Source organism: Pseudomonas sp. NBRC 100443, from assembly GCF_030268185.1.
In the GTDB taxonomy this organism is placed as follows: Bacteria; Pseudomonadota; Gammaproteobacteria; order Pseudomonadales; family Pseudomonadaceae; genus Pseudomonas; species Pseudomonas citronellolis.
This window is the reverse complement of sequence record NZ_BSQE01000003.1, coordinates 130,022-155,261: the sequence shown is the minus strand read 5'-3', so window position 1 is coordinate 155,261 and position 25,240 is coordinate 130,022. Positions and strand designations below refer to the sequence as shown.

21 protein-coding genes are annotated in these 25,240 nt (G+C 69.4%); 10 read left to right on the top strand and 11 right to left on the bottom strand.

Going from position 1 to position 25,240, the window contains the following annotated elements:
- The first annotated feature begins 214 nt into the window (after positions 1-214).
- The 4 genes from fdhD to QSJ95_RS04885 all read left to right on the top strand — a co-directional run bounded on the left by fdhD (position 215) and on the right by QSJ95_RS04885 (position 4,727).
- Positions 215-1,057, top strand: a complete 843-nt coding sequence (fdhD, locus tag QSJ95_RS04900) for a formate dehydrogenase accessory sulfurtransferase FdhD (RefSeq protein ID WP_064581734.1) — start codon at positions 215-217, stop codon at positions 1,055-1,057.
- Complete coding sequence (locus QSJ95_RS04895; protein WP_285640514.1) at positions 1,054-3,375, top strand: FdhF/YdeP family oxidoreductase; 2,322 nt, start codon at positions 1,054-1,056, stop codon at positions 3,373-3,375. The genes fdhD and QSJ95_RS04895 overlap by 4 nt, the downstream gene beginning before the upstream one ends.
- A 332-nt stretch (positions 3,376-3,707) precedes the next feature.
- Entirely contained in the window at positions 3,708-4,196 is a 489-nt protein-coding gene (locus QSJ95_RS04890) for a YMGG-like glycine zipper-containing protein (protein ID WP_043269566.1), read from the top strand.
- Between the two features lie 111 nt (positions 4,197-4,307).
- Entirely contained in the window at positions 4,308-4,727 is a 420-nt protein-coding gene (locus QSJ95_RS04885; protein WP_009615147.1) for a glycine zipper domain-containing protein, read from the top strand.
- Between the two features lie 683 nt (positions 4,728-5,410).
- Here the strand turns inward: QSJ95_RS04885 and QSJ95_RS04880 are convergent.
- The 3 genes from QSJ95_RS04880 to QSJ95_RS04870 form a co-directional block, all read right to left on the bottom strand.
- Complete coding sequence (locus tag QSJ95_RS04880; protein WP_058072656.1) at positions 5,411-5,842, bottom strand: acyl-CoA thioesterase; 432 nt, start codon at positions 5,840-5,842, stop codon at positions 5,411-5,413.
- A 7-nt stretch (positions 5,843-5,849) separates the two neighbouring features.
- The gene (locus tag QSJ95_RS04875) at positions 5,850-7,013 is read right to left on the bottom strand and encodes an iron-containing alcohol dehydrogenase (RefSeq protein WP_269961771.1); all 1,164 of its coding nucleotides are present in this window, start codon (positions 7,011-7,013) and stop codon (positions 5,850-5,852) included.
- A 546-nt stretch (positions 7,014-7,559) separates the two neighbouring features.
- The gene (locus QSJ95_RS04870; RefSeq protein ID WP_285640508.1) at positions 7,560-8,354 is read right to left on the bottom strand and encodes a thymidylate synthase; all 795 of its coding nucleotides are present in this window, start codon (positions 8,352-8,354) and stop codon (positions 7,560-7,562) included.
- A 229-nt stretch (positions 8,355-8,583) separates the two neighbouring features.
- On the opposite strand from QSJ95_RS04870, the gene QSJ95_RS04865 reads away from it, so the two are divergent.
- The 5 genes from QSJ95_RS04865 (at position 8,584) to QSJ95_RS04845 (ending at position 14,861) form a co-directional block, all read left to right on the top strand.
- Positions 8,584-9,084, top strand: coding sequence for a sugar dehydrogenase complex small subunit (locus tag QSJ95_RS04865; protein WP_009615138.1), 501 nt, complete (start codon positions 8,584-8,586; stop codon positions 9,082-9,084).
- 2 nt (positions 9,085-9,086) lie between these two features.
- The gene (locus QSJ95_RS04860; protein WP_285640504.1) at positions 9,087-10,670 is read left to right on the top strand and encodes a GMC family oxidoreductase; all 1,584 of its coding nucleotides are present in this window, start codon (positions 9,087-9,089) and stop codon (positions 10,668-10,670) included.
- Between the two features lie 2 nt (positions 10,671-10,672).
- Positions 10,673-11,953, top strand: coding sequence for a cytochrome c (locus tag QSJ95_RS04855; protein ID WP_285640502.1), 1,281 nt, complete (start codon positions 10,673-10,675; stop codon positions 11,951-11,953).
- Between the two features lie 120 nt (positions 11,954-12,073).
- Positions 12,074-14,443, top strand: a complete 2,370-nt coding sequence (locus tag QSJ95_RS04850) for a tetratricopeptide repeat protein (RefSeq protein WP_285640500.1) — start codon at positions 12,074-12,076, stop codon at positions 14,441-14,443.
- Positions 14,444-14,543: 100 nt separating this feature from the next.
- The gene (locus tag QSJ95_RS04845; RefSeq protein ID WP_043314009.1) at positions 14,544-14,861 is read left to right on the top strand and encodes a DUF2388 domain-containing protein; all 318 of its coding nucleotides are present in this window, start codon (positions 14,544-14,546) and stop codon (positions 14,859-14,861) included.
- Between the two features lie 69 nt (positions 14,862-14,930).
- Here the strand turns inward: QSJ95_RS04845 and QSJ95_RS04840 are convergent, their stop codons facing one another.
- Both QSJ95_RS04840 and QSJ95_RS04835 read right to left on the bottom strand, forming a co-directional pair.
- Entirely contained in the window at positions 14,931-15,296 is a 366-nt protein-coding gene (locus QSJ95_RS04840; protein ID WP_009615128.1) for a helix-turn-helix domain-containing protein, read from the bottom strand.
- A gap of 6 nt (positions 15,297-15,302) precedes the next feature.
- Positions 15,303-15,605, bottom strand: coding sequence for a type II toxin-antitoxin system HigB family toxin (locus tag QSJ95_RS04835; RefSeq protein WP_285640495.1), 303 nt, complete (start codon positions 15,603-15,605; stop codon positions 15,303-15,305).
- A 121-nt stretch (positions 15,606-15,726) separates the two neighbouring features.
- Here QSJ95_RS04835 and QSJ95_RS04830 point away from each other — a divergent pair, with 121 nt between their 5' ends.
- Positions 15,727-16,053 (top strand): DUF2388 domain-containing protein, encoded by a 327-nt coding sequence (locus QSJ95_RS04830; protein ID WP_009615124.1) that lies wholly within the window; start codon positions 15,727-15,729, stop codon positions 16,051-16,053.
- 533 nt (positions 16,054-16,586) lie between these two features.
- On the opposite strand, the gene gcvP is transcribed toward QSJ95_RS04830, so the two are convergent.
- From gcvP to QSJ95_RS04800, 6 genes are all read right to left on the bottom strand, one after another.
- The gene (gene gcvP, locus QSJ95_RS04825; RefSeq protein WP_285640493.1) at positions 16,587-19,463 is read right to left on the bottom strand and encodes an aminomethyl-transferring glycine dehydrogenase; all 2,877 of its coding nucleotides are present in this window, start codon (positions 19,461-19,463) and stop codon (positions 16,587-16,589) included.
- 100 nt (positions 19,464-19,563) lie between these two features.
- On the bottom strand, positions 19,564-19,953 hold the full coding sequence (gene gcvH, locus QSJ95_RS04820; protein WP_009615120.1) for a glycine cleavage system protein GcvH: 390 nt from the start codon (positions 19,951-19,953) through the stop codon (positions 19,564-19,566).
- Positions 19,954-20,004: 51 nt separating this feature from the next.
- Positions 20,005-21,087: a glycine cleavage system aminomethyltransferase GcvT gene (gene gcvT, locus QSJ95_RS04815; protein WP_009615117.1), complete on the bottom strand. Its 1,083-nt coding sequence runs from the start codon at positions 21,085-21,087 to the stop codon at positions 20,005-20,007.
- Between the two features lie 73 nt (positions 21,088-21,160).
- The gene (locus tag QSJ95_RS04810; RefSeq protein WP_285640489.1) at positions 21,161-22,801 is read right to left on the bottom strand and encodes an ABC transporter permease; all 1,641 of its coding nucleotides are present in this window, start codon (positions 22,799-22,801) and stop codon (positions 21,161-21,163) included.
- A gap of 95 nt (positions 22,802-22,896) precedes the next feature.
- Positions 22,897-23,898 carry a Fe(3+) ABC transporter substrate-binding protein gene (locus tag QSJ95_RS04805; RefSeq protein WP_285640487.1) on the bottom strand — a complete coding sequence of 334 codons (1,002 nt, stop codon included), beginning with the start codon at positions 23,896-23,898 and terminating at the stop codon, positions 22,897-22,899.
- Positions 23,899-24,015: 117 nt separating this feature from the next.
- Positions 24,016-25,233, bottom strand: a complete 1,218-nt coding sequence (locus tag QSJ95_RS04800; RefSeq protein ID WP_285640485.1) for a 2-octaprenyl-3-methyl-6-methoxy-1,4-benzoquinol hydroxylase — start codon at positions 25,231-25,233, stop codon at positions 24,016-24,018.
- Positions 25,234-25,240: the final 7 nt, after the last annotated feature.

Sequence of the window (25,240 nt, the reverse complement as noted above, 5' to 3'; positions counted from 1 at the left end):
AGCGGCCGGCTCCAGGCCGCCCGCGCCGCCAGGAAGTCTAGACGCCACCCGGGGAGACAACGATAGGAGTCGTCCGAAAGCCGGCGGCACCCGACGGAACGCCCCGCCCAGCTTGGTGATAGATGTCATCGATCACGGCATAGGCGCTGCCGATTAGACACCCTCGGCCCCCAGGCTTAGGCTGGGGCCATTATTCGAATACAGTGCCCACCCCATGCCTTGCCAGCCAGATCGCCCGGTGCCTGCGGATGCCGCAGCCGAGGGCGCCTACGCCTATGCCGAACTGGGCAGCGGGCCCGCTTCCGGCAGCGCCGTGCTGGCCGAGGAAGTGGCCCTGGCCATCGCCTACAACGGCCTGAGCCAGGCCGTGATGATGGCCTCGCCCGGCGACCTCGAGGATTTCGTCCGCGGCTTCAGCCTGAGCGCCGGCCTGGTCGAGTCCATCGACGACATCTATGACATCCGCCTGAAGCGCCTCGCCGACGCCGTCAGCGTCGACGTGCAGATCACCAACCGCGCCTTCTGGGCGCTCAAGCGCCTGCGTCGGCGCCTGGCCGGCACCAGCGGTTGCGGCCTGTGCGGCGTGGAAGCGCTGGAGCAGGCACTGCCCGAACTGCGCCCGCTGGAGCCGGCGCCGCTGCCGCCTGCGGCCCATCTGCAGGGCCTGCGCCAGCGCATCGACCAGGCGCAGAGCCTGGCGCAGCGCAGCGGCGCGCTGCACGCGGCGCTGTATGTCGACGGCACCGGCAGCATCGTCCTGTGCCGCGAGGACATCGGCCGGCACAACGCCCTGGACAAACTGATAGGCGCGCTCAAGCAGCAACGCCTGGACTGCCGCGAGGGCTTCGCGGTGGTCACCAGCCGCTGCAGCCTGGAGCTGATCCAAAAGGCCGTGCGCGCCGGCATCGCCACCCTGGTCAGCCTGTCCGCGCCCAGCGCGCTCACCGTCGAGTGGGCGCGCGGGCACCGGCTGAACCTGGTCCACCTCCCCCACCACAACGCGCCGCGGGTCTACAGCCCGGCGCCGGCCTCCCACCGACACCCGACATCCCGATGAGCCTGCAACCGATCAACCCCCGTTACCAACCCTACAAGGGCCCGGCAGCCGGCTGGGGCGCGCTGATCAGCGTCACGCGCTTCTGGCTGGACAGCAAGCAGCCGCTGAAGAACCTGCGCGCGCTGCTCAAGACCAACCAGAACGGCGGCTTCGACTGCCCCGGCTGCGCCTGGGGCGACTCCCCCGAGGACGGCCGGGTGAAGTTCTGCGAGAACGGCGCCAAGGCGGTGAACTGGGAAGCCACCAAGCGCCGCGTGGACGCCGCCTTCTTCGCCCGCCACAGCGTCAGCGCGCTGCGCGAGCAGAGCGACTACTGGCTGGAGTACCAGGGCCGGCTGACCGAGCCGATGCGCTACGACCGCGCCAGCGACCGCTACGTCCCGGTGAGCTGGGACGAGGCCTTCGCCCTGGTGGCCAAGCACCTGAACAGCCTGGAAAGCCCCGACCAGGCCGAGTTCTACACCTCCGGCCGGGCCAGCAACGAGGCGGCCTTCCTCTACCAGCTGTTCGTCCGCGCCTTCGGCACCAACAACTTCCCGGACTGCTCGAACATGTGCCACGAGGCCAGCGGCGTGGCCCTGGGGCAAAGCATCGGGGTCGGCAAGGGCACCGTCACCTTCGACGACTTCGAGCACGCCGACGCCATCTTCGTGTTCGGCCAGAACCCCGGCACCAACCACCCGCGCATGCTCGAACCGCTGCGCGAGGCGGTGAAGCGCGGCGCCCAGGTGGTGGCCTTCAACCCGCTCAAGGAGCGCGGCCTGGAGCGCTTCCAGCACCCGCAGCACGCCCTGGAGATGCTGACCAACGGCTCCGAGCCGCTGAACACCGCGTTCTTCCGCCCCGCTCTGGGCGGCGACATGGCCGCCGTGCGCGGCATGGCCAAATTCCTCCTGCAGTGGGAGCGCGAGGCCCAGGCCAAGGGCGAGCCGGCGGTGTTCGATCACGCCTTCATCGCCGAACACACCCATGGCGTCGAGGCCTACCTGGCCGAGCTGGACGCCACTGCCTGGGACGCCATCGAGCGTCAGTCGGGCCTGAGCCTGGCCGAGATCGAGACGGCGGCGACCATGTACCGCCGCGCCGAGCGCGTGATCATGTGCTGGGCCATGGGCCTGACGCAGCACCGCCATTCGGTGCCGACCCTCCAGGAAGTGGTCAACCTGCAGCTGCTGCGCGGCAACATCGGCCGGCCCGGCGCCGGCCTGTGCCCGGTGCGTGGCCACAGCAACGTGCAGGGCGACCGCACCATGGGCATCAACGACCGGCCGCCGGCGGCGCTGCTCGATGCCCTGGAGAAACGCTTCGCCTTCCAGGTGCCGCGGCACAACGGCCACAACACCGTGGAAGCCATCAACGCCATGCTCGAAGGCAAGGCGCGGGTGTTCATCGGCCTGGGCGGCAACTTCGCCCAGGCCACGCCGGACAGCCCGCGCACCCACCGCGCCCTGGCGAGCTGCGCGCTGACCGTGCACATCAGCACCAAGCTCAACCGCAGCCATCTGACCTGCGGCGAAGACGCACTGATCCTGCCCTGCCTCGGCCGCACCGACGTCGACCGCCAGGCCGGCGGCCCGCAGGCGGTGACCGTGGAAGATTCCTTCAGCATGCTCCACGCCTCCTACGGCCAGCTGGAGCCGCTGTCGACGCAGATGCGCTCGGAACCGGCGATCATCGCCGGCATGGCCAAGGCCACCCTGGGCAACCACCCGGTGGACTGGGACGCGCTGATCGCCGACTACGACCGCATCCGCGAGCTGATCGCCGACACCATCCCCGGCTTCGCCGGCTTCAACCAGCGGGTCAAGCACCCGGGCGGCTTCTACCTGGGCAACGCGGCCCGGGAGCGGCGCTGGAACACCGCCAGCGGCCTGGCCAACTTCAGCGCCGCGCCGCTGCCTGAGGACCTGCTGCCGGAGCAGGTGCGGCGTACCGGCGAGCGCCCGCACCTGATCCTCCAGACGCTGCGCTCCCACGACCAGTACAACACCACCATCTACGGCCTGGACGACCGCTACCGCGGCGTGCGCGGCCAGCGCGAGGTGGTCTTCGCCAACGAGGCGGACATCCGCCGGCTGGGCTTCGAGCCCGGGCAGAAGGTGGACATGGTTTCGCTGTGGGACGACGGCGTGGAACGGCGGGTCAGTGGCTTCACCCTGCTGGCGTTCGACATCCCCGCGGGCCAGGCGGCGGCCTATTACCCGGAGACCAACCCGCTGGTGCCGCTGGAAAGCCACGGCGAAGGCAGCTTCACCCCCACCTCGAAGTTCGTCGCGGTGCGCCTGGAAAACGCCCGGGACGACGGCCGCATCTTCTGACGGTCTCGGGCGTGCGACCCCGCACGGTTGTACGCCCGAGTCATTCATCCGGAAAATTCGACGGGAAAGAGCCGAGGCTGGTCTACGGAATCGGCTTTCGCCTTTTTCCCCATCGCGTGAAATGCCATCATTGCAACAGCATTTTGTGAGAAAAACACGCGAATTCCGTACCCTCGGAATGTCATTCTGACAGCCCGAAATAGAAAAAGTTCTGTTCTTAAATCATATACTTGCGTTTTTTGATGAAAGTCGCGTCACTCGTCGGCAGAGGCTTGTAAGCGCCTTCGTACAACAGCAGCATCGGCGCCAACATCCACACAGAGAACCTCTCTATGAAGTACTCCTCGATGCTCCTGTTGTCTCTTGCGCTGGTCGGTGGTTCCGCCTTCGCGGACGGCGACACCCGTGCCGGCGTCGGTGGCGCCCTGGGCGGGGTATTGGGTACCGTCGTCGGCCAGGCGGTCGGCGGCAGCACCGGCGCAGCCATTGGCGCCGGTGTCGGTGGCGCGGCCGGCGGCGCGGTCGGCGCCCGCCGCGGCAACAAGACCGAAGCGGCCATCGGCGGCGGCCTCGGCGCAGCCGGCGGCCAGGTCATCGGCAACAAGATCGGCGGCAGCACCGGCGGCCTGATCGGCGCGGCCCTGGGCGGCGGCGGCGGTGGCGCCCTGGGCAACCACTATGCCGACAGCAACCGCCACGACGATGACGACGACTACCGCGGCTACCGCCGCGCCCGCTACGACGACCGCCACCACTGGCACGACCGTGGCCGTCATCGCGGCTGGTACAAGCACCATCGCCACCACAAGCACTGGGATTGACCCAGGGCAGGCGCCCCGCGATAAACCCCGCAGCTCAGCCGGACACCCTTGTCCGGCTGTTTTGCGTTCGGAACAATGCTTCCACCCCCTTCCCTCCTGAAAGGTTCGAACATGCGCAAGACTCTCTCGGCCCTGGCCCTTGGCCTGGTCGCCAGCCAGTACGCCCTGGCCGGCGACAACACCAACGCGGCGGTCGGTAGCGGCCTGGGCGGCGCCCTGGGCAACGTCGTCGGCGGCGCCCTGGGCGGCAGCACCGGCGCGGCCATCGGCGCCGGCGTCGGCGGTGCGGCCGGCGGCGCCATGAGCGCCAAGGACGGCAAGAAGACCGAGGCCGCCATCGGCGGCGGCCTGGGCGCGGCCGGCGGCTCGGTGCTGGGCAACAAGGTCGGCGGCTCCACCGGCGCAGCCATCGGCGCCGGCCTGGGCGGCGCGGCCGGCGGCGCGGTGGGCAGCTCGCTGGCCGATGACAAGGATCATCACGACAGCGGCCACAAGCATAAGCACAAGCGCCGGCACAAACACCGCGACTGAGCCTTCAGTCGCACAGACCATGCAAAACGCCGTTTCCTCCCTGAGAGGAAACGGCGTTTTTCATGGTGGCTGGAACCCCTGGCCGTAGGTGAAACGGCGGATTGGAGGTTGGGTGTAGGGCGCATAACGCCTGCGGCGTTATCCGCCGTTTGACCTCGTTCCCAGCCGCGCTTCGGGTTCGGTCACGGAGCACCTCTTCCGGGCGCTACGGGCTCGACCGCGAAGCCGGGCATGAGATGGGTGAAACGGCGGATAACCGCGAACGGTTATTCGCCCTACGCCGAGGGTGGGCCGGATGTAGGGCGCATAACGCCTACGGCGTTATCCGCCGTTTGACCTTGATCCCAGCTGCGCTTCGGGTTCGGATACGGAGCACCTCTTCCGGGCGCTCCAAGCTCGACCGCGACACCGGGCATGAGCTCGGTGTAACGGCGGATAACCGCGAACGGTTATTCGCCCTACGCCAAGGCTGGGCCGGGTGTAGGGCGCATAACGCCTACGGCGTTATCCGCCGTTTGACCTCGATCCCAGCCGCGCTTCGGGTTCGGTCACGGAGCACCTCTTCCGGGCGCTCCAAGCTCGACCGCGACACCGGCATGAGCTCGGTGTAACGGCGGATAACCGCGAACGGTTATTCGCCCTACGCCAAGGCTGGGCCGGGTGTAGGGCGCGCTCAACCGGGCTCAGCCTGCCAGCAACGCCTGCATCGCCTCGCGCAGGCCGGCGGGGATCGCCACCGGCCGGTTGCCCGCGCGTTCGACGAAGACGTGCACGAAGCGCCCGGCGGCGCAGGCCAGGTCCTCGCCCTGGCGGAACACCGCCAGTTCGTACTGCACCGAGCTGTTGCCCAGCTTGCCGACGCGCAGGCCGACCTCGATGCGCTCGGGGAAGGCCACGGGGGCGAAGTAGTCGCAGCTGGAGCTGACCACGAAGCCGACCACCTCGCCGTCGTGGATGTCCAGTCCGCCCTGCTCGATCAGGTAGGTGTTCACCGCGGTATCGAAGAAGCCGTAGTAGGTCACGTTGTTCACGTGGCCGTAGATGTCGTTGTCGTGCCAGCGCGTGGTGATCGGCTGGAAGTGCCGGTAGTCGGCGCGGCTGGGGTGTTCGCTCATGTCGTCCTCAGTAGGCGGCGCGGTAGATCGCCAGGGCATCGGCCTCGTCGACCTCGCGCGGGTTGTTGACCAGCAGGCGCTGCTGCTGCATGGCGTCGCTGGCCAACAGCCGCAGCATGTGCTCCGGCACCCCGGCGTCGCGCAGGCGCGAAGGCAGGCCGCAGCGTGGGCTGAGGTCCGCCAGCTCGTCGATGAACTGCCCGACCAGGCCGTCGCGGTCGCCGGGGCGCAGGCGCTCGCCGAGCAACAGCGGCGCCAGTTCCGCGTACAGCGCGGCAGCGGCCGGCGCATTGAAGCGCATCACCTCCGGCAGCACCAGCGCGTTGGACAGGCCGTGGGGAATGTGGAAATGCCCGCCCAGCGGGTAGGCCAGGGCGTGCACCGCCGCCACCGGCGCGTTGGCGAAGGCCTGGCCGGCCAGGCAGGCGCCCAGCAGCATGGCCTGGCGCGCCTCGCGGTTGGCGCCGTCGTGCACCACCGCATCGAGGTTCCGCGCCAGCAGGCGCAGGGCCTCGCGGGCCAGCAGATCGGACAGCGGGTTCTTCTTCAGCTTGCTGGTGTAGGCCTCGATGGCGTGGACCATGGCGTCGATGCCGGTAGCCGCGGTCACCGCCGGCGGCAGGCCGAGGGTCAGGTCGGCATCGAGCAGGGCCAGGTCCGGCAGCAGGTGCGGGCTGACCACGCCGCTCTTGGTGGTGGCGCCGGTGGTGACGATGGCGATGGGGGTGACTTCCGAACCGGTGCCGGCGGTGGTCGGCACCTGGATCAGCGGCAGCCGCGGGCCGCGGGCATTTCCCACGCCGAACAGCTCCGGCAGGGCCTGGCTGGCCTGCGGGTGGGCCAGCAGGGCGACCAGCTTGGCCACGTCCATGGAACTGCCGCCGCCGAAGCCGACCACCAGTTGCGCGCCCATCTCCAGCGCCTGCATGGCGGCCTGCAGGACCACCGCCTCCGGCGGGTCGGCCAGCACCTGGTCGAACACCTGCACCGCCACCCCGGCGGCGGCGAAGCCCGGCAACACCCCGTCGAGCAGGCCCAGGCGGGTGATGCCGGGGTCGCTGACGATGAGCACGCGGTCGGCGCCGCGCTCCCGGCAAAGCGCGCCGAGGCGGGCGGCGGAACCGCTCTCGCAAAGGATCTGCGCGGTGGTGGCGAAGCTGAAAGGCTGCATGACATTTCCCCGTCGTTATCGTTGTTCGGCGCAAGGGCATGGCGCGGCGCAAGCGCAGTGGGGCCGTCCGGACAGCGACGGGCGATCGGGGCAGCATAGCAAGCCGCCACGATCAGGCGGAACCTTGTATCGCTATGCGAAATGAAGCACTACCAATCGAATGGATAGCGCAGCGGCGGGCAGTATTTACGAAGAGCCCAGCACCTTGGCGCAATTGAAAACAACGTAGGAGCAACTGTCTGCGTCGAGGTGCTTTTCGTAGGATGGGTTGAGCTTGCGAAACCCATGCAGTTGCGCTGATGGGTATCGCTTCGCTCAACGCCATCCTACGAAAAGCCGTGCTTCCTGGAACCGTAGGAGCAGACCTTGTCCGCGATAGCCGGACGTCCCGGCGCGGTTCGCGGATAAGATCCTACGCTACGCCCCCACGCCATTCCCATGTAGGAGCGCGCCCTGCGCGCGAATCGCGGACGGAGTCCGCTCCTGGGCAAGGGCGGAACGGGAGGAAGGCCCCCGCCATGTGGGCGGGGACGAAGAGGCGGGCGGTCAGACGGCGACAGGCGCCTTGATGTGCGGGTGGGATTCGTAGCCGACCAGCTCGAAGTCCTCGAAGCGGAAGTCGAACAGGTCCTTCACCTCGGGGTTGAGCTTCATGGTCGGCAGCGGCAGCGGCTCGCGGCTCAGCTGCAGGTCGGCCTGCTCCAGGTGGTTGGCGTACAGGTGGCAGTCGCCGCCGGTCCAGATGAAGTCGCCCGGCTGCAGGCCGGCGACCTGGGCCACCATCAGCGTCAGCAGGGCGTAGCTGGCGATGTTGAAGGGCACGCCGAGGAAGATGTCCGCCGAGCGCTGGTACAGCTGGCAGCTGAGCTTGCCGTCGGCGACGTAGAACTGGAACAGCGCGTGGCACGGCGGCAGGGCCATCTCGTCGATCAGCGCGGGGTTCCAGGCCGAGACGATCAGGCGGCGCGAGTCCGGATTGCGCTTGAGCATGTCCATCAGATTGGCGATCTGGTCGATGTGGCGGCCGTCCGGCGCCGGCCAGGAGCGCCACTGGTAGCCGTAGACCGGGCCGAGGTCGCCGTTCTCGTCGGCCCATTCGTCCCAGATGGAGACGCCGTTTTCCTTCAGGTAGCCGATGTTGGTCGAACCTTTGAGGAACCACAGCAGCTCGTGGACGATCGATTTCAGGTGGCACTTCTTGGTGGTCACCAGGGGGAAGCCTTCGCCCAGGTCGAAGCGCATCTGATAGCCGAATACGCTGTAGGTGCCGGTGCCGGTACGGTCGCTCTTGAAGGTGCCGTGCTCGCGCACGTGGCGCATCAGGTCGAGGTACTGTTTCATGGAAAACCCGTGTCGTAGAGAGGTCCGCGAGGCACGCCGAAGGTTCGGCGCGGGCACTTTCGCCCTGCAGAATCGCGAGATGCCGCAATACTAAGGGGCAGGCCCGCGTATCGCCACCCTTGGTTGGAGCGCGCCGACGATAAGCCAGAAGGCCGGGCACGACCCGGCCCGCACACCGTGATCCCGCCGCGGCCCCGGGCCGCCGCTGCCTGCTGAACGAGAGGTCCGCATGCCAGACCAGCCACGCTTTTCCCTGTCCCGCCGGCGCCTGCTGGCCATGGCCTGCGGCGGCGCCGTGGCCGGCGGCCTGCTGCTGGGCCCGGCGGCCCTGGCCTGGGCCGCGCTGACGCCCCAGGCCGAGGCGGAACTGGCGATCTTCATGACGCTGTCGCAGCGCCTGACCGGGCGCAGCAACCTCGACCCACGCATCGGCCAGCGCCTGTACCTGGCCCTGGCGCAGCGCGACACCGCCCTCGCCCAGAGCCTGGGCGAGCTGCAGGCGCGCCTGGGCGACGGCCCACAGCGCTGGAGCGAGCGCCAGCAGTGGCTGGCGCGGCAGATGCTCGCCGCCTGGTACCTGGGCTACGTGGGCGAGGACGACCACCCCAGCGTGGTCGCCTATGAAAGCGCGCTGATGTTCCGCGCGGTGGACGACGTGCTGCTGCCGCGCAGCTACTGCAGCAACCAGCCGGGCTTCTGGGCCGCGCAACCGGTCGAGCGGGGGGCCTGAGCATGGCCGACACGCAAAGCGCCGACTACGTGGTGGTCGGCTCCGGCGTCGCCGGCGCCCTGGTCGCCCACCAGTTGGCCCTGGCCGGCAAGGACGTGCTGATCCTCGAGGCCGGCCCGCGGCTGTCGCGCTGGGAGATCGTCGAGCGCTTCCGCAACCAGGCCGACAAGTCCGACAACCAGGCGCCCTACCCGTCCATGGCCCACGCGCCGCACCCGCAGTACCACCCGGACAACCACTACCTGGTGCAGAAGGGCGAACACCCCTACGACGTGCAGTACCTGCGGGTGGTCGGCGGCACCACCTGGCACTGGGCGGCCTCGGCCTGGCGCTTCCTGCCCAGCGACTTCAAGCTCCAGAGCCTGTACGGCGTCGGCCGCGACTGGCCGTTCGAGTACGCGGAGCTGGAGCCCTGGTACCAGCGCGCCGAAGAGGCCCTCGGCGTCTGGGGCCCGGCCGACGAGGAGCTGGGTTCGCCGCGCAGCCAGGCCTACCCCATGGCGCCGCTGCCGCTGTCGTGGAACGAGCAGCGGGTGAAGGACGTGCTCAACGCCAACGGCTACCACGTGGTCACCGAGCCGGTGGCGCGCAACAGCCGCCCCTTCGACGGCCGGCCGACCTGCTGCGGCAACAACAACTGCATGCCGATCTGCCCGGTCGGCGCCATGTACAACGGCATCGTCCACGTCGAGAAGGCCGAGGCCGCCGGCGCCCGGCTGCTGGACAACAGCGTGGTGTTCAAGCTGGAGAAGGGCGATGGCGGACGCATAGTCGCCGCCCTCTGCAAGGACCCGCAGGGCGAGGAGACGCGAGTCGAAGGCAAGGTCTTCGTGCTCGCTGCCAATGGCGTGGAGACGCCCAAGCTGATGCTGATGTCCGAGGTCGGCAACGCCTCCGGCATGGTTGGCCGCAACCTCATGGACCACCCCGGCACCGCGGTGCGCTTCTACGCCAGCGAGAAGCTCTGGCCCGGGCGCGGGCCGCAGGAGATGACCTCGATGGTCGGCTTCCGCGACGGCGCCTTCCGCAGCCAGTACGCGGCGAAGAAAATCCACCTGTCCAACCTCTCGCGGGTCGACCAGGTGGCCGCCGAGCTGATCCGCCAGGGCCCGCTGCTGCTCGGCCGCGAGCTGGAAGCGCAGATCCGCGACCGCGCCGCGCGCTTCGTGCGTTTCGACAGCTTCCACGAAATCCTCCCGCGCCCGCAGAACCGCATCGTGCCCAGCGCCAGCGAGCGCGACGCCCTGGGCATCCCCAAGCCGGAATTCACCTACGCCATGGACGACTACGTGCGCCGCAGCGCGACGCACACCCGCGAGGTCTACGCCCATGCCGCCAGGCTGCTCGGCGGCAGCGAGGTGCAGTTCGAGGACAGCTTCGCCAACAACAACCACATCGCCGGCACCACGCTGATGGGCGACGACCCCGGCGACTCGGTGGTGGACCGCGACTGCCGCAGCCACGACCATCCCAACCTGTTCATCGCCGGCAGCGCGGTGATGCCCACGGTGGGCTCGGTGAACTGCACCCTGAGCCTCGCCGCCCTCGCCCTGCGCCTGGCCGAGCGCCTGAAAGGGGAGGCCTGAGCATGTCCACCCGTCTGCTGGCCGCCCTCCTCCTGCTGCCCTGCCTGGCCCAGGCCGCCCCGGCCCTGGACCCGGCGCCGGCCGAGCTGCTGCAGCGCGGCGAATACCTGGCCCGCGCCGGCGACTGCGCCGCCTGCCACACCGCGCCCGGCGGCCAGCCCTTCGCCGGCGGCCTGGCGCTGACCACCCCGCTGGGCGCGGTCTACTCCAGCAATATCACCCCCGATCCACGCACCGGCATCGGCAGCTACAGCTACGAAGACTTCGCCCGCGCCCTGCGCGAAGGCGTGGCCAGGGGCGGCCTGCACCTCTACCCGGCGATGCCCTACACCGCCTACGCCAAGATCGGCGACGCGGACATGCAGGCCCTATACGCCTATTTCCTGCGCGGCGGCGTCGAGGCCGTGGCCCAGGCCAACCGCGACAGCGACATCCCCTGGCCGCTGAACATGCGCTGGCCGCTGGCCATCTGGAACGCGCTGTTCCATGACGACCGGCCCTTCCAGCCCAACCCGAAACAGAGCGCGGCCTGGAACCGCGGCGCCTACCTGGTGCAGGGCCTGGCCCACTGCGGCACCTGCCATACCCCGCGCGGCCTGGCCTTCCAGGAGAAGGCCCTGGACGAGAAGGGCAGCGGCTACCTCGCCGGCGCCGCCCTGGGCGGCTGGTACGCCTACAACATCACCAGCGACACCCACGCCGGCATCGGCGGCTGGAGCGACGCCGAACTGGTGCAGTACCTGCGCAGCGGCCGCCTGCCCGGCAAGGCCCAGGCCGCCGGGCCCATGGCCGAGGCCGTGGAGCACAGCTTCCAGTACCTGCGGCCCGACGACCTGCAGGCCATCGCCGGCTACCTGCGCAGCGTCAGGGCGGTCGGCGACGGCGAGCGCAAGCCGCGCTTCGCCTGGGGCGGCCCCGCCGACGACGTGGTGACGCTGCGCGGCGAGGACTTCGATGCCCGGAGCCGCGACGACGGCGCCCGGCTGTTCCTCGGCAACTGCGCCAGTTGCCACGGCTGGAACGGCCAGGGCACGCAGGACGCCTACTACCCCATGCTCAGCCACAACACCACGGTGGGCGCGCAGCAGCCGGACAACCTGGTGCAGGTCGTGCTCACCGGCGTGCACCGCGAAAGCGCCGGGCAGCAGGTGTTCATGCCCGGCTTCGCCGGCGCGCTCGACGACCAGCAGATCGCCACCCTGGTCAACTACCTCACGGCGCAGTTCGGCAACCCGGCGGTGAAGGTGGACAGCGCCCGGGTCGCCGCCATCCGCCAGCCCTGAACGCGCCTCATCCTTTCGAGGGGCCGCCGCCACTGCGGCGGAACCGGGTTTGACATACCCCCGGCAGTCACTGAAGCTGCTGCCACCGTGATACATGGCTGCCCGAACAACGGACGTCGCATGCAGAAGCCTGCCCATAAGAAAGACCGCAAAGGGGCCGCACCGGCCCGCCCCACCTCCTCCCCCCGCCTGGCGCGGCGCCTGGCTGCCGCGCTGGTGGCCGTGCTGTTGCTGGCCAGCGCGGGCGCCTGGTGGTACGTCGAGCACAGCGCCCCGTCGCTGCCGGTCGCGAGCCCGCCCGCGCCCCCGGCGAAACCCGTGGTGGCCGAGGCGCCGAAGGCCGGCTTCGTCGACGAGCAGCAATGCCAGGTATGCCACCAGGGCCAATTCCAGGACTGGCAGGGCTCGCATCACCACAAGGCGATGCAGGTGGCCAACGAAGCCAACGTGCTGGGCGACTTCGCCGACGCCAGGTTCAAGGGCGAGGCCGAAAGCACCCGCTTCTTCCGCAAGGGCGAGGAATTCTGGGTGAATACCCCGGGCGCCGACGGCAAGCCGGCGGACTTCAAGGTGGCCTACACCTTCGGCGTGGCGCCGCTGCAGCAGTACCTGCTGGAATACCCCGGCGGCCGCCTGCAGGCCCTCGGCGTCGCCTGGGATACCCAGAAGCAGCGCTGGTTCGAACTCAACCCCGGGCAGCGCATCGACTTCAAGGACGAGCTGCACTGGACGCGCCCGACGCAGAACGCCAACTTCATGTGCATCGAGTGCCACACCACCGAGTTCAAGCGCAACTTCGACGCCGACAAGAACGCCTTCGCCAGCCACTGGCAGAGCCTGGGCGTCGGCTGCCAGGCCTGCCACGGCCCGGCCTCGCGCCACCTGGAATGGGCGCAAAAACCCAACGGCGACGCCAGCCGCGGCTTCGACAAGCCGCTGGGCGCCAGCACCACCGCAAGCGAGCTGGTGGAGAACTGCGCGCGCTGCCACGCCCGCCGCGCGCCCCTGGGCGACGGCTTCCAGCACCGCCACCGGTTCATGGACGACTACCTGCCGAGCCTGCTGACCCGCGAGCTGTACCAGATCGACGGCAAGATCAAGGACGAGGTCTTCGAGTGGGGCTCCTTCACCCAGAGCAAGATGTTCGAGAAGGGCGTGAAGTGCACCGACTGCCACAACCCCCACAGCGGCCAGGTGAAGATCGCCGGCAACGGCCTTTGCCTGCAGTGCCACAACCCGGCCGGCAAGCCGGTGCGCCCGGGCATCGACGGCAAGGGCCTGCTGGCGAAGAACTACGACTCGCCCGAACATCACCACCACCAGAGCGGCACGCCTGGCGCGCAGTGCACGTCCTGCCACATGCCGGGCAAGTACTACATGGTCAACCACTACCGGCATGACCACAGCTTCAGCATTCCCGACCCGCAGCACGCGCAGAAGATAGGCGCGCCGGACGCCTGCATGGGCTGCCACCGCGACAGCGCCTCCAAGGTCAGCGAGCAGTTCCGCCTGTGGTACGCCAGCGACGCCAAGCCGGCCGGCGCCGTGCCGCGCTACGACGACACCCTGTGGAAGGCCCGCAACGGCCAGCCCGGCGCCTCGCGGGCGCTGCACCTGCTGCTGGCCAGCAGCGACCTGCCGGCGATCCGCCGCGCCACCCTGCTCGCCGAACTGCCCGCCTATCCCAGCCCGCGCTCCCTGGAACTGGCCGCCCAGGGCCTGAAGGACAACGACCCGCTGGTGCGCAACGCCGCCATAGGCGCGGTCGCCGCCCTGGCCAACCCACCGCGCCAGGCACTGCTGCTGGCCCCGCTGCTGGACGACCCGCTGCGCGCCGTGCGCCTCTCCGCCACCTGGCAACTGGCGCAACTGCCGCCGGAGGTGCGCGCCGGGTTGCAGGCGCCGCTGGCCAAGGGCCTGAAGGAATACGAGGAGGTCCAGCTGAGCCTGGCCGAGCGCGCCGAGTCCAACCTCAACCGCGCCATGCTCTACCAGGTCACCGGCCGCGACGCCGAAGTGGAACCGGCGCTGCGCGCGGCCCTGGTGCGCGACCCCGACTTCCTGCCGGCGCTGGTCAGCCTCTACCAGTGGCTGGAAGCCCGCCAGCGCCCCGACGAAGCCCGCCAGCTGCTGGACGGCGCGCTCAAGCGCCACCCGCAGTCCGGCCTGCTGCACCATGCCCTGGGCCTGGCGCTGATCCGCCAGGGCCAGCGCGAGGCGGCGCTCAAGGAGCTGCAGGAAGCGGTGCGCCTGGCCCCGGACAGCGCCCAGTTCCGCTACATCCTGGCCATCGGCCTGCACGACAGCGGCCAGGCCGACGCCGCCTGCCGCCAGTTGGAGCAACTGCTGCAACGCCACCCGGCCAACCGCGACGCGCGCCTGGCGCTGATCGCCTACCTGCGCGAGATCGGCCAGTTGGAGAAGGTGCAGATGCAACTGGCCGAGCTGGAACAGCAGAACCCCGACGACCCGGCGCTGAAGGGAGAATGACAGCGCCGCCCGGAAGCGCCTGATTCCACCAGGCGCTCCGGAACTCGCCGGCGGGCACGCACTCTGAGGGGACGCGAACGCAGTCACCCAAGGAGCACCCATGCGTATCCCCGGAGCGGCCCTGGCCGTCGCCCTGTCCACCCTCCCCTTCGCCGCCGCCCAGGCCGAAGACGCCGGCTTCTGGCGCGGCGTGCTGTCCACCGGCGCCACCACCGCCTCCAGCTACCTCACCAGCCGCGACGACCACAAACTGGTCGGCCCGCTGGCCGAGGACGCCGGCAGCTTCGTCGCCAGCGCCGGCGCCATCCGCGGCCCCTGGCTGGAAGCCGAGCTGCAGCGGCTGCGCAGCGATTATCCGCAGTTGCAGCAGCGCAGCGATATGGAGTTGGCCAGTGCATTGCTGGCCGGCGAACGCTGAACGGCACTCCCCGGACACGCAAAAGCCCGCAGCCCTTCACGGGGCAGCGGGCTTTTCGATGCGCTCGCCTCAGGCGTACTCGGCGATCAGACTCTCGGCGGGAATCCCCAGGTTGCGGTGCAGCTTGCGGATCATCGGCAGCGTCAGGCTGCGCTTGCCGGACAGCACCTCATAGACGCGGTTGGGCTGGCCAATCGAGGGCACCAGGTCCTTGACGGTCAGGCCGCCCTGCTCCATGCGGAACTTGATGGCCTCGATGGGGTGCGGCGCCTCGACCGGGTAGTGCTTGGCCTCGTAGGCCTCGACCAGCGTCAACAGCACTTCGAAACGATCCCCCTCGGGGGTGCCGGGCTCCGGCTCGTCGTCGAAGTAGGCGGACAGTTCCTTGAGGCTGGCCTTGTAGTCCTCGTGCGTATGGATAGGTCGGATGTGCATGCTCTCTCACTCCATCTCGACGGTATTCGCGTCGACGGCATCGTACTGCGCGTGCGTGCCGATGAACTTGATGTAGAGCGCGCCGAACCGGTAGGCAACCGCGACGATCAGTCGATAGTCGTTGCCCTTGATGTTGAACACCACCCGGCGGCTCTTGAGGATGCTCGCGCTGGCATACCTGGCCTTGATGTCGCCCAGCTGACTCCAGGTCGCGGCCTTGGCTTCATCGATCCAGGCCTTGAGTGGTTGCTCCGCGTCCGGATGGGCCAGCCAGAAATCGCGCAGGTTGCCGATGGCGATGATTTTCATCGGCACATGCCAGTCCCAAGATGGGACCAACGCAACCGCGAACCGGTCATCCAGATAACCGGAACCCCTGGTAGCGCCGAGCGCTCAGAAAGGTATGCGGACCTACGGAGGAGAAACTCCCATGCGCATGTTCAAACTGACCGGCATCCTCGCTGTCTTCACCCTGCTGCCCCTGGCCCCGGCCATGGCCGACGGCTTCTGGCGCGACATCATCTCCTCCGGGGCCACCACCGCCTCGACCTACCTGACCTTCAAGCACGACCACAAGCTGATCCTCGCCGCCCGCGACGACGCCGGCAGCTACGTGGCCAGCGACGGCGCCATCCGCGGCCCGTACCTGGAAGCCGCGCTGCAACGCCTGCGCAGCGATCATCCGGAGCTGCAGCAACGCAGCGACATGGAGCTGGCCAATGCCATCCTGATGAGCCAGGACGGCGTGGCGCAGTGACGGCGCTTCGTAGGATGGGTTGAGCCTGCGATACCCATGCTGCCGTGGCGATGGGTATCGCTGCGCTCAACGCCATCCTACGGTTGCCTCCACACCGCACCCTTGTAGGAGCGCGCCCTGCGCGCGAATCGCGGGCAGGGCCCGCTCCTACAGTGTGCTCGGCATTTCGTAGGATCTCATCCAGACCATAGGATGGATCGAGCCTGCGAAACCCATGCGGCCGTGGCGATGGGTATCGCTGCGCTCAACGCCATCCTACGGTTGCCTCCACACCGCGCCCTTGTAGGAGTGCGCCCTGCGCGCGAATCGCGGGCAGGGCCCGCAGTGTGCTCGGCATTTCGTAGGATCTCATCCAGACCGTAGGATGGATCGAGCTTGCGATACCCATGCGACCGTGGCGATGGGTATCGCTGCGCTCAACACCATCCTACGGTTTGCCTCCATACCGTGCCCTTGTAGGAGCGCGCCCTGCGCGCGAATCGCGGGCAGGGCCCGCCTACAGGGGGCTCGGTATTTCGTAGGCGCGGATTTTCTCACTCCCGGTACTCGTCCACCGGCACGCAGGCGCAGAACAGGTTGCGGTCGCCGAACACGTTGTCCACCCGGTTCACCGCCGGCCAGTACTTGAAGGCGCGGGTGTGCTCGCTGGGGGTCACCGCTTCGGCGATGCCGTAGGGCCGCTCCCAGGGGCCGGTGACGTCGGCCAGGGTGTGCGGGGCGCGCTTGAGCGGGTTGTCCTCGGCCGGCCATTCGCCGGTCTCGACCTTGGCGATTTCCGCGCGGATGCTCAGCATGGCCTCGACGAAGCGGTCCAGCTCGTGCAGCGACTCGCTCTCGGTGGGCTCCACCATCAGCGTGCCGGGCACCGGGAAGGACATGGTCGGGGCGTGGAAGCCGTAGTCCATCAGGCGCTTGGCCACGTCCTCCTCGCTGATCCCGGTCTGCGCCTTGAGCGGGCGCAGGTCGAGGATGCATTCGTGGGCCACGCGCTCGTTGCGCCCGCGGTAGAGCACCGGGAAGGCGCCGTCCAGGCGCTGGGCCAGGTAGTTGGCGCTGAGGATGGCCACCTCGGTGGCGTCGGCCAGCTGCGGGCCCATCATGGCGATGTACATCCAGCTGATCGGCAGGATGCTGGCGCTGCCCCAGGGCGCGGCGCTGACCGCGTCGTTCAGCGGGTTGGGGCCTTCGATGCGGATCACCGGGTGGTTGGCGACGAACGGCGCCAGGTGTTTCTTCACGCCGATCGGGCCCATGCCCGGGCCGCCGCCGCCGTGGGGGATGCAGAAGGTCTTGTGCAGGTTCATGTGCGACACGTCGGCGCCGATGTCCGCCGGCCGCGCCAGGCCGACCTGGGCGTTGAGGTTGGCGCCGTCCATGTAGACCTGGCCGCCGTGGCTGTGGATAACCTCGCAGATCTCGCGGATGCCCTCCTCGTATACGCCGTGGGTCGAGGGGTAGGTGATCATCAGGCAGGCCAGCTGGGCGCCGGCCTCGGCGGCCTTGAGCTTGAGGTCTTCCAGGTCGACGTTGCCGCCCTTGTCGCACTCGACTATCACCACGCGCATGCTCGCCATGATCGCCGAGGCCGGGTTGGTGCCGTGGGCCGAGGACGGGATCAGGCAGACGTTGCGGTGCCCCTCGCCGCGGCTCTCGTGGTACTTGCGGATCGCCAGCAGCCCGGCGTACTCGCCCTGGGCCCCGGAGTTGGGCTGCATGCAGATGGCGTCGAAGCCGGTGATGGCGCGCAGCCAGCTCTCCAGCTCGTCGATCATCAGCCGGTAGCCCTCGGCCTGCTCGCGCGGCACGAAGGGGTGCAGGTTGGCGAATTCCGGCCAGGTGATGGGGATCATCTCGCTGGTGGCGTTGAGCTTCATGGTGCAGGAGCCCAGCGGGATCATCGCCTGGTTCAGCGCCAGGTCCTTGCCTTCGAGCTGGCGCAGGTAGCGCAGCATCTCGGTTTCGCTGTGGTGGCGGTTGAACACCGGGTGGCCCAGGTAGCCGCTACTGCGCTGCAGGGTGCCGGGGATGCCGTCGGAGAGGTCGCCGGCATCCAGCACGGCGATGCTCAGGCCGTGGCCGGCGCCGAGGAAGATGTCGAAAAGCGTGGCGACGGTCTCGCCACTGCAGGTTTCGTCCAGGCTGACGCCCAGGCGGTCCTCGCCGACGATGCGCAGGTTGTAGCGCGCCGCGCGGGCGCGTTCGAGGATGGCCGCCTGCTGCGCGCCCACTTCCAGGGTCAGGGTGTCGAAGAAGTGCGCATTGACGCGCTTGAGGCCCTTGGCGAACAGCCCGGCGGCGAGGATGGCGGTGAGCCGGTGCACCCGCCGGGCGATGCGCTTGAGGCCCTCGGGGCCGTGGTAGACGGCGTAGAGGCTGGCGATGTTGGCCAGCAACACCTGCGAGGTGCAGACGTTGGAGTTGGCCTTCTCGCGGCGGATGTGCTGCTCGCGGGTCTGCAGCGCCATGCGCAGCGCGGTGTTGCCGCGGGCATCGCGGGACACGCCGATGATCCGCCCGGGCATGGCCCGCTTGAATTCGTCGCGGGTGGCGAAGAAGGCCGCGTGGGGCCCGCCGTAGCCCATGGGCACGCCGAAGCGCTGGGCGCTGCCAAGCACCACGTCGGCGCCCAGTTCGCCCGGCGGCGTCAGCAGCAGCAGGCTGAGCAGGTCGGCGGCGACGCAGGCGATGGCCTGCCGGGCGTGCAGCGCGTCGATCAGCGGGCGCAGGTCGCGGACCTCGCCGCGGCTGTCCGGGTACTGCAGCAGCGCGCCGAACACGGTGTGCTGGCCCAACGTGTCCAGCTCGTCCACCACCAGGTCGAAGCCGAAGGCCTGGGCGCGGGTGCGCACCACGGAAATGGTCTGCGGGTGGCAGTTCACGTCGACGAAGAACAGGTTGCTCTTGGCCTTGGCCACGCGCTTGGCCAGGGCCATGGCCTCGGCGGCGGCGGTGGCCTCGTCGAGCAGCGAGGCACTGGCCAGGTCCAGGCCGGTGAGGTCGATGGTCAGCTGCTGGAAGTTCAGCAGCGCCTCCAGGCGGCCCTGGGCGATCTCCGGCTGGTAGGGGGTGTAGGCGGTGTACCAGCCGGGGTTCTCCAGCACGTTGCGGAGGATCACCGTGGGCGTGACGGTACCGTAGTAGCCGGTGCCGATCAGGCTGGTCCACAGCTGGTTCTGCTGCGCATAGCCCCTGAGCTTCTCCAGGGCGCCCTGCTCGTCCAGCGCCGGCGGCAGCTCCAGCGGGCGGTTCAGGCGGATGGCCGGCGGCACCGTCTGTACGATCAGGTCGTCGAGGCTGGCGACGCCCAAGGCCTCGAGCATCGTCCGTCGCTCCGCCTCGTCGGGGCCGAGATGGCGGCGCAGGAAGGCATCGGGCTGGTTCAGCTGGGACAGCGAAGGGCTTTTCGACATGGCCTGGACCTCGATCGGGAATGCACGATCAAGACAGGATAGGCCAGGCGGGAAGAACAAGGCCCCGACTGAGCGGGGCCTTGGGGGTTCGGCGCGGCGATCAGGCGTCCGCGTCGCAGGCGGCCTGGTAGCCGGCGGCGTCGAGCAGCTTGTCCAGCTCGGCCGGGTTGCTCGGCTTGAGCTTGAAGAACCAGGAGCCGTAGGGGTCGTTGTTGACTTCCTCGGGGGTGTCGGCCAGGACCTCGTTGATGGCGATCACCTCGCCACCGACCGGGGCGTAGATGTCGGAGGCGGCCTTGACCGATTCCACCACGCCGGCTTCCTGGCCAGCATTGAGTTGCTTGCCGAGTTCCGGCAGCTCGACGAAGACCACGTCGCCCAGGGCTTCCTGGGCATGGTCGGAGATGCCCACGGTGACGGTACCGTCGGCTTCCAGGCGCGCCCACTCGTGGCTGGCGGCGTAACGCAGGTCGGCGGGAATGTTGCTCATCTTGTTTTCCTCGGGGACGGGGCAGCGGCGACGACGGGTCGCCTATGCAATTTAGATCAGGGCCTTGCCATGACGCACGAAATTCGGCTGAACGACGCGCACCGGGTACCACTTGCCACGGATTTCCACCTCGGCGCGGTCGCCGGTGGCCGCCGGCAGGCGGGCCAGGGCGATGGACTTGCCGAGGGTCGGGGAGAAGCTGCCACTGGTGATCTCGCCCTCGCCGATGCCGGCCACCCGCACCACCTGGTGGGCACGCAGCACGCCGCGCTCCTCCAGCACCAGGCCGACCAGCTTCGGCTGGTCGCCGGCGGCGCGCTGGGCTTCCAGGGCCTGGCGGCCGATGAAATCGCGCCCGGCCGGTTCCCAGGCGATGGTCCAGCCCATGTTGGCGGCCAGGGGCGAAATCTCTTCGTCCATGTCCTGGCCGTAGAGGTTCATCCCGGCTTCCAGGCGCAGGGTGTCGCGCGCGCCCAGGCCGGCGGGGGAAATGCCGGCGCCGACCAGTTCGTTGAGGAAGCCCGGCGCCTCGGCGGCGGGCAGCATGATCTCCAGGCCGTCCTCGCCGGTATAGCCGGTGCGGGCGATGAACCAGTCGCCGTCGGCCTTGCCCTGGAACGGCTTGAGTTCGCGGATCAGGGTGGCGCGGGAGGGGCTCACCAGATCGGCGGTCTTGTCCCGCGCGTTGGGGCCCTGGACGGCCAGCATGGCCAGATCCGGGCGCGCCTGCAACTGGACCTCGAAGCCCTCGGTGTGGGCCTGCATCCAGGCCAGGTCCTTCTCGCGGGTGGCGGCGTTGACCACCACGCGGTAGCCGTACACGCCCAGGTAGACGATGAGGTCGTCGACCACCCCGCCGCGCTCGTTGAGCATGGCGCTGTACAGCGCCTTGCCGGGCACCTGCAGGCGCTCGACGTCGTTGGCGAGCAGGCGTTGCAGGTATTCCCTGGACTGCGGGCCGGTGACGTCGACCACGGTCATGTGGGAGACGTCGAACACGCCGCAGTCACGGCGGACCTGGTGGTGCTCTTCGACCTGCGAACCATAGTGCAGGGGCATGTCCCAACCGCCGAAATCGACGATTTTCGCGCCGAGGGCGACATGCAGGTCGTAGAGCGGGGTGCGCTGTCCCATGGGTGTTCTCCTTCCGGGAATGGCGGATGCGGAGCGCGAGGGCGGCCCGCACGAAACCGGCGCATTGTAGCCGCTAGGCCGGTGCCTGGACACCTCGGCCGACGGTCGAGTCGCGCCCCGCCGCGCTGGCCGCGGAACGGCGGATCAGCAGCACCACCGGCAGCAGCCCGGCCAGCACCAGGCTCAGCGCCGGCAGCGCGGCGCGGGCCCATTCGCCCTCGCTGGTCATCTCGAAGACGCGCACCGCCAGGGTGTCCCAGCCGAAGGGACGCATCAGCAGGGTAGCCGGCATTTCCTTCAATACGTCGACGAACACCAGCAGCGCGGCGCTCATCAGCCCCGGCGCCAGCAGCGGCAGGTAGACGCGGGCGAACAGCGCCGGCCCGGCCACGCCGAGGCTGCGCGAAGCCTCGGCGAAGGACGGGCGGATGCGCATCAGGGTGCTTTCCAGCGGGCCCTCGGCCACCGCCAGGAAGCGGATCAGGTAGGCCAGCAGCAACGCCCCCAGGCTGCCCAGCAGCAACGGCTTGCCGGCGCCGCCCAGGGCGCTGGAGAGCGGGATCACCCAGTGGTTGTCGAGCCAGCTGAAGGCCAGCATGATCGCCACCGCCAGCACCGAGCCGGGCACCGCGTAGCCGAGGTTGGCCAGGCCCACTGCGGCGCGCACCGGCCTCGCCGGCGTCTGCCGGCGGGCGAAGGCCAGCAGCAGGCCGACCGCCACGCACAGCGCCGCCGCCGTGGCGCCCAGGCCGAGGCTGTGCCAGAGCAGGCCCCAGTAGCGTTCGTCGAGGTCGAAGCGGCCGCGCTGCCAGCACCAGGCCAGCAGCTGCGCCAGGGGAATGGCGAAGGCGCAGGCGAACACCAGGCCGCACCAGGCGCTGGCGGCGAAGGCCTTGAACCCGCGCAGACGATACAGCGGCGCGGTGCGCGGCTTCTCGCTGCTGGCCACGACGCGGCCGCGGCTGTGGCGCTCGCCGAGCACCACCAGGAACACCCCGAGCAGCAGCAGGCTGGCCAGCTGGGTGGCGCTGGACAGGCTGTAGAAGCCGTACCAGGTCTTGTAGATGGCGGTGGTGAAGGTGTCGAAGTTGAACACCGAGACGGCGCCGAAGTCGGCCAGGGTCTCCATGACCGCCAGGGCCAGGCCGGCGCCGATGGCCGGCCGCGCCATGGGCAGGGCCACGCGCCAGAAGGCCTGCCAGGGCGACAACCCGAGCACCCGCGCCGCCTCGGTGAGGCCGCGGCCCTGGGCCAGGAAGGCGCCGCGCGCCAGCAGGTAGACGTAGGGGTAGAAGACCAGCACCAGGACCAGGATCACCCCGCCGGTGGAACGCACCCGGGGCAGCCGCAGGCCGCTGCCGAACCATTCGCGCAGCAGCGTCTGCAAGGGCCCGGCGAAGTCCAGCAGGCCGACGAAGACGAACGCCAGCACGTAGGCCGGGATGGCGAAGGGCAGCATCAGCGCCCAGTCCAGCCAGCGCCGCCCGGGGAACTCGCAGAGCGCTGTGAGCCAGGCCAGGCTGGTGCCCAGCAGGGTCACGCCGATGCCGACGCCGAGCACCAGCACCAGGCTGTTGCCCAGCAGGCGCGGCAGCTGGGTGTCCCACAGGTGCACCCAGATTTCCGTGTCGATCTCGCCCCAGCTCAGCGCCAGCACGACGAGCGGCAACGCCACCAGGGCGGCGATGGAGAAGCTGATGGGGTACCAGCGCATAAGTGATTAGCTGGAAGCTAGAAGCCGGAAGCTGGAGGCCAGGTCCACGCCGACCTCCAGCCTCCAGCCTCCAGCTTCCGGCTTCCGGCTCCTGGTCAATTCCAACCGGCCCGGTCCATCAGCTTGATGGCTTCGGCCTGGCGCTTGCCGGCGACTTCCACCGGGATGCTGTCGGCCTTGAAGCTGCCCCAGGCCGCCACTTCCTCCGAGGGCGCGACCTTCGGGTTGGCCGGGAACTCCTGGTTCAGCGAGGCGAACAGCGCCTGGGCGTCGGGGCCGGTCATCCATTCCACCAGGGCCTTGGCCTGCTCGGGGTGCGGCGCGTGCCTGGTCAGGCCGATGCCCGAGAGGTTGACGTGCACGCCGCGGTCGCCCTGGTTCGGCCAGAACAGCTTCACCGGCAGGTCCGGCTTCTGCTTGTGCAGGCGCCCGTAGTAGTAGGTGTTGACGATGCCGACGTCGCACTGGCCGGCGGCGATGGCCTGGAGCAGCGCGGTGTCGTCGGAGAACACGTCGGTGGCCAGGTTGCCCACCCAGCCCTTGAGAATCTGCTCGGTCTTCTGCTCGCCGTGGGTCTCGATCAGGGTGGCGGTCAGCGACTGGTTGTAGACCTTCTTCGCCGTGCGCAGGCACAGGCGGCCTTCCCACTGCTTGTCGGCCAGGGCCTCGTAGGTGCTCAGCTCCTCCGGCTTCACCCGCTGGGTGGAGTAGGCGATGGTCCGCGCGCGCAGCGACAGGCCGGTCCAGCTGTCGGTGCCGGAGCGGTACTGCGGGGGAATGTTGGCGTCGAGGGTCGGCGAATCGAACGGCTGCAGGATGCCCATCTTCTCGGCCTGCCAGAGGTTGCCGGCGTCCACGGTGAGCAGCAGGTCGGCCGGGGTGTTGGCGCCCTCGGCCTTGATCCGCGCCATCAGCGGCGCTTCCTTGTCGGTGATGAACCTGACCTGCACGCCGGTTTTCTTCGTGTAGGCATCGAACACCGGCTTGATCAGCTCGTCGATGCGCGAGGAGTAGACCACCACCTCGTCGGCGGCCTGGGCGGTGCCCGCCAGTGCGGCGAGGGCGAGGGAAGCGAGAAGGCCTTTGCGTACCGACATGCTGGCGGCTCCTGGGTAACGGAATGAGGTTCCAGATGATAAGGAACCTCATTTAGCCCCGGAGCCGACCTTTGTGACCGGGTGTTTCACCACGCCGCGACACGGGGTCGCGGCGCCTCAGACCCGCGCCAGCGTCGGCAGGTCGCCGGAGAGCCCCAGGGCCTGGCGGACGAACACGCCCTTGGCCTCGTGGTGGCGGTCGACCAGGCGCAGGCCGGCGTTGCGCAGCCAGCGCACCGGCAGCGGGTCGGCCTGGAACAGGCGCTGGAAGCCTTCCATCGCCGCCATCATCGCCAGGTTGTGCGGCATCCGCCGGCGTTCGAAGCGGCTCAGCACGCGCTCGTCGGCGATGCGCTCGCCACGGGCATGGGCGTGCATCAGCACCTCGGCCAGCACCGCGGCGTCGAGGAAGCCCAGGTTGACGCCCTGCCCGGCCAGCGGGTGGATGGTGTGCGCGGCGTCGCCGATCAGCGCCAGGCCCGGTTCCACGTAGCGCTTGGCGTGGCGCTGGCGCAGCGGGATGCACAGCCGCGGGTCGACCTGCTCGATGCCGCCCAGGCAATGCTCGAAGGCCCGGCCGAGGGCTTCGCGGAAGCCGTCGTCGTCCAGCGCCATCAGGCGTTCGGCCTGCTCCGGGGTGGTCGACCAGACGATCGAGCACCAGTGCCTGTCGCCCTCGCGGGACAGCGGCAGGAAGGCCAGCGGGCCGTCGTCGGTGAAGCGCTGCCAGGCGGTGGCCTGGTGCGGTTTTTCGCAGCGCACGCTGGTGACGATGGCGTGGTGCAGGTAGTCCCACTCGCGGGTGGCGCAGCCGGCCAGGCGGCGCACGGCGGAGTTGGCGCCGTCGGCGGCGACCACCAGCGGCGTGCGGATCTGCCGGCCGTCGGCCAGGGTCAGCAACCAGTCGTTGCCGGAGTGGCGCAGCTGCTCCAGGCGCGCGCCGGGCAGCAGGCCGAGGGTGGTGTCGTGCAGGCGCTCCAGCAGGGCGTCCTGCACCACGCGGTTCTCGACGATGTGGCCGAGCACCTCGGCATGCACGCTGGCCGCGCTGAAGTGCACCTGGCCGGTGCCGGAGCCGTCCCACACGTGCATCTCGCGGTAGGGCTCGGCGCGCCGCGCGACTATGCCGTCCCAGGCATGCAGGCGCTGGAGAATGCGCCGGCTGGCCTCGGACAGGGCGCTGACCCGCGGCTCGAAGCGCGCCGCGCGGTCGAAGGGCTTCACGCTCAGCGGCGAGCCGTCGAGCAGCAGGATTTCCAGGCCGCTGCCCTGCAACGCCAGGGCCAGCGCGCTGCCGACCATCCCCGCCCCGACAATCACCAGATCCGCGTGCATCTGCATT

Bases quoted from the DNA above. Each gene is read 5' to 3' on its own strand.
- QSJ95_RS04830 (WP_009615124.1), top strand. From the start codon at position 15,727: ATGCGCATGTTCAAACTGACCGGCATCCTCGCTGTCTTCACCCTGCTG.
- QSJ95_RS04850 (WP_285640500.1), top strand. From the start codon at position 12,074: ATGCAGAAGCCTGCCCATAAGAAAGACCGCAAAGGGGCCGCACCGGCC.
- QSJ95_RS04810 (WP_285640489.1), bottom strand. From the start codon at position 22,801: ATGCGCTGGTACCCCATCAGCTTCTCCATCGCCGCCCTGGTGGCGTTG.
- gcvH (WP_009615120.1), bottom strand. From the start codon at position 19,953: ATGAGCAACATTCCCGCCGACCTGCGTTACGCCGCCAGCCACGAGTGG.
- QSJ95_RS04880 (WP_058072656.1), bottom strand. From the start codon at position 5,842: ATGAGCGAACACCCCAGCCGCGCCGACTACCGGCACTTCCAGCCGATC.
- QSJ95_RS04845 (WP_043314009.1), top strand. From the start codon at position 14,544: ATGCGTATCCCCGGAGCGGCCCTGGCCGTCGCCCTGTCCACCCTCCCC.
- QSJ95_RS04885 (WP_009615147.1), top strand. From the start codon at position 4,308: ATGCGCAAGACTCTCTCGGCCCTGGCCCTTGGCCTGGTCGCCAGCCAG.
- QSJ95_RS04895 (WP_285640514.1), top strand. From the start codon at position 1,054: ATGAGCCTGCAACCGATCAACCCCCGTTACCAACCCTACAAGGGCCCG.
- QSJ95_RS04840 (WP_009615128.1), bottom strand. From the start codon at position 15,296: ATGCACATCCGACCTATCCATACGCACGAGGACTACAAGGCCAGCCTC.
- QSJ95_RS04860 (WP_285640504.1), top strand. From the start codon at position 9,087: ATGGCCGACACGCAAAGCGCCGACTACGTGGTGGTCGGCTCCGGCGTC.
- QSJ95_RS04870 (WP_285640508.1), bottom strand. From the start codon at position 8,354: ATGAAACAGTACCTCGACCTGATGCGCCACGTGCGCGAGCACGGCACC.
- QSJ95_RS04875 (WP_269961771.1), bottom strand. From the start codon at position 7,013: ATGCAGCCTTTCAGCTTCGCCACCACCGCGCAGATCCTTTGCGAGAGC.
- gcvP (WP_285640493.1), bottom strand. From the start codon at position 19,463: ATGTCGAAAAGCCCTTCGCTGTCCCAGCTGAACCAGCCCGATGCCTTC.
- fdhD (WP_064581734.1), top strand. From the start codon at position 215: ATGCCTTGCCAGCCAGATCGCCCGGTGCCTGCGGATGCCGCAGCCGAG.
- QSJ95_RS04865 (WP_009615138.1), top strand. From the start codon at position 8,584: ATGCCAGACCAGCCACGCTTTTCCCTGTCCCGCCGGCGCCTGCTGGCC.
- gcvT (WP_009615117.1), bottom strand. From the start codon at position 21,087: ATGGGACAGCGCACCCCGCTCTACGACCTGCATGTCGCCCTCGGCGCG.
- QSJ95_RS04855 (WP_285640502.1), top strand. From the start codon at position 10,673: ATGTCCACCCGTCTGCTGGCCGCCCTCCTCCTGCTGCCCTGCCTGGCC.
- QSJ95_RS04805 (WP_285640487.1), bottom strand. From the start codon at position 23,898: ATGTCGGTACGCAAAGGCCTTCTCGCTTCCCTCGCCCTCGCCGCACTG.
- QSJ95_RS04800 (WP_285640485.1), bottom strand. From the start codon at position 25,233: ATGCACGCGGATCTGGTGATTGTCGGGGCGGGGATGGTCGGCAGCGCG.
- QSJ95_RS04835 (WP_285640495.1), bottom strand. From the start codon at position 15,605: ATGAAAATCATCGCCATCGGCAACCTGCGCGATTTCTGGCTGGCCCAT.
- QSJ95_RS04890 (WP_043269566.1), top strand. From the start codon at position 3,708: ATGAAGTACTCCTCGATGCTCCTGTTGTCTCTTGCGCTGGTCGGTGGT.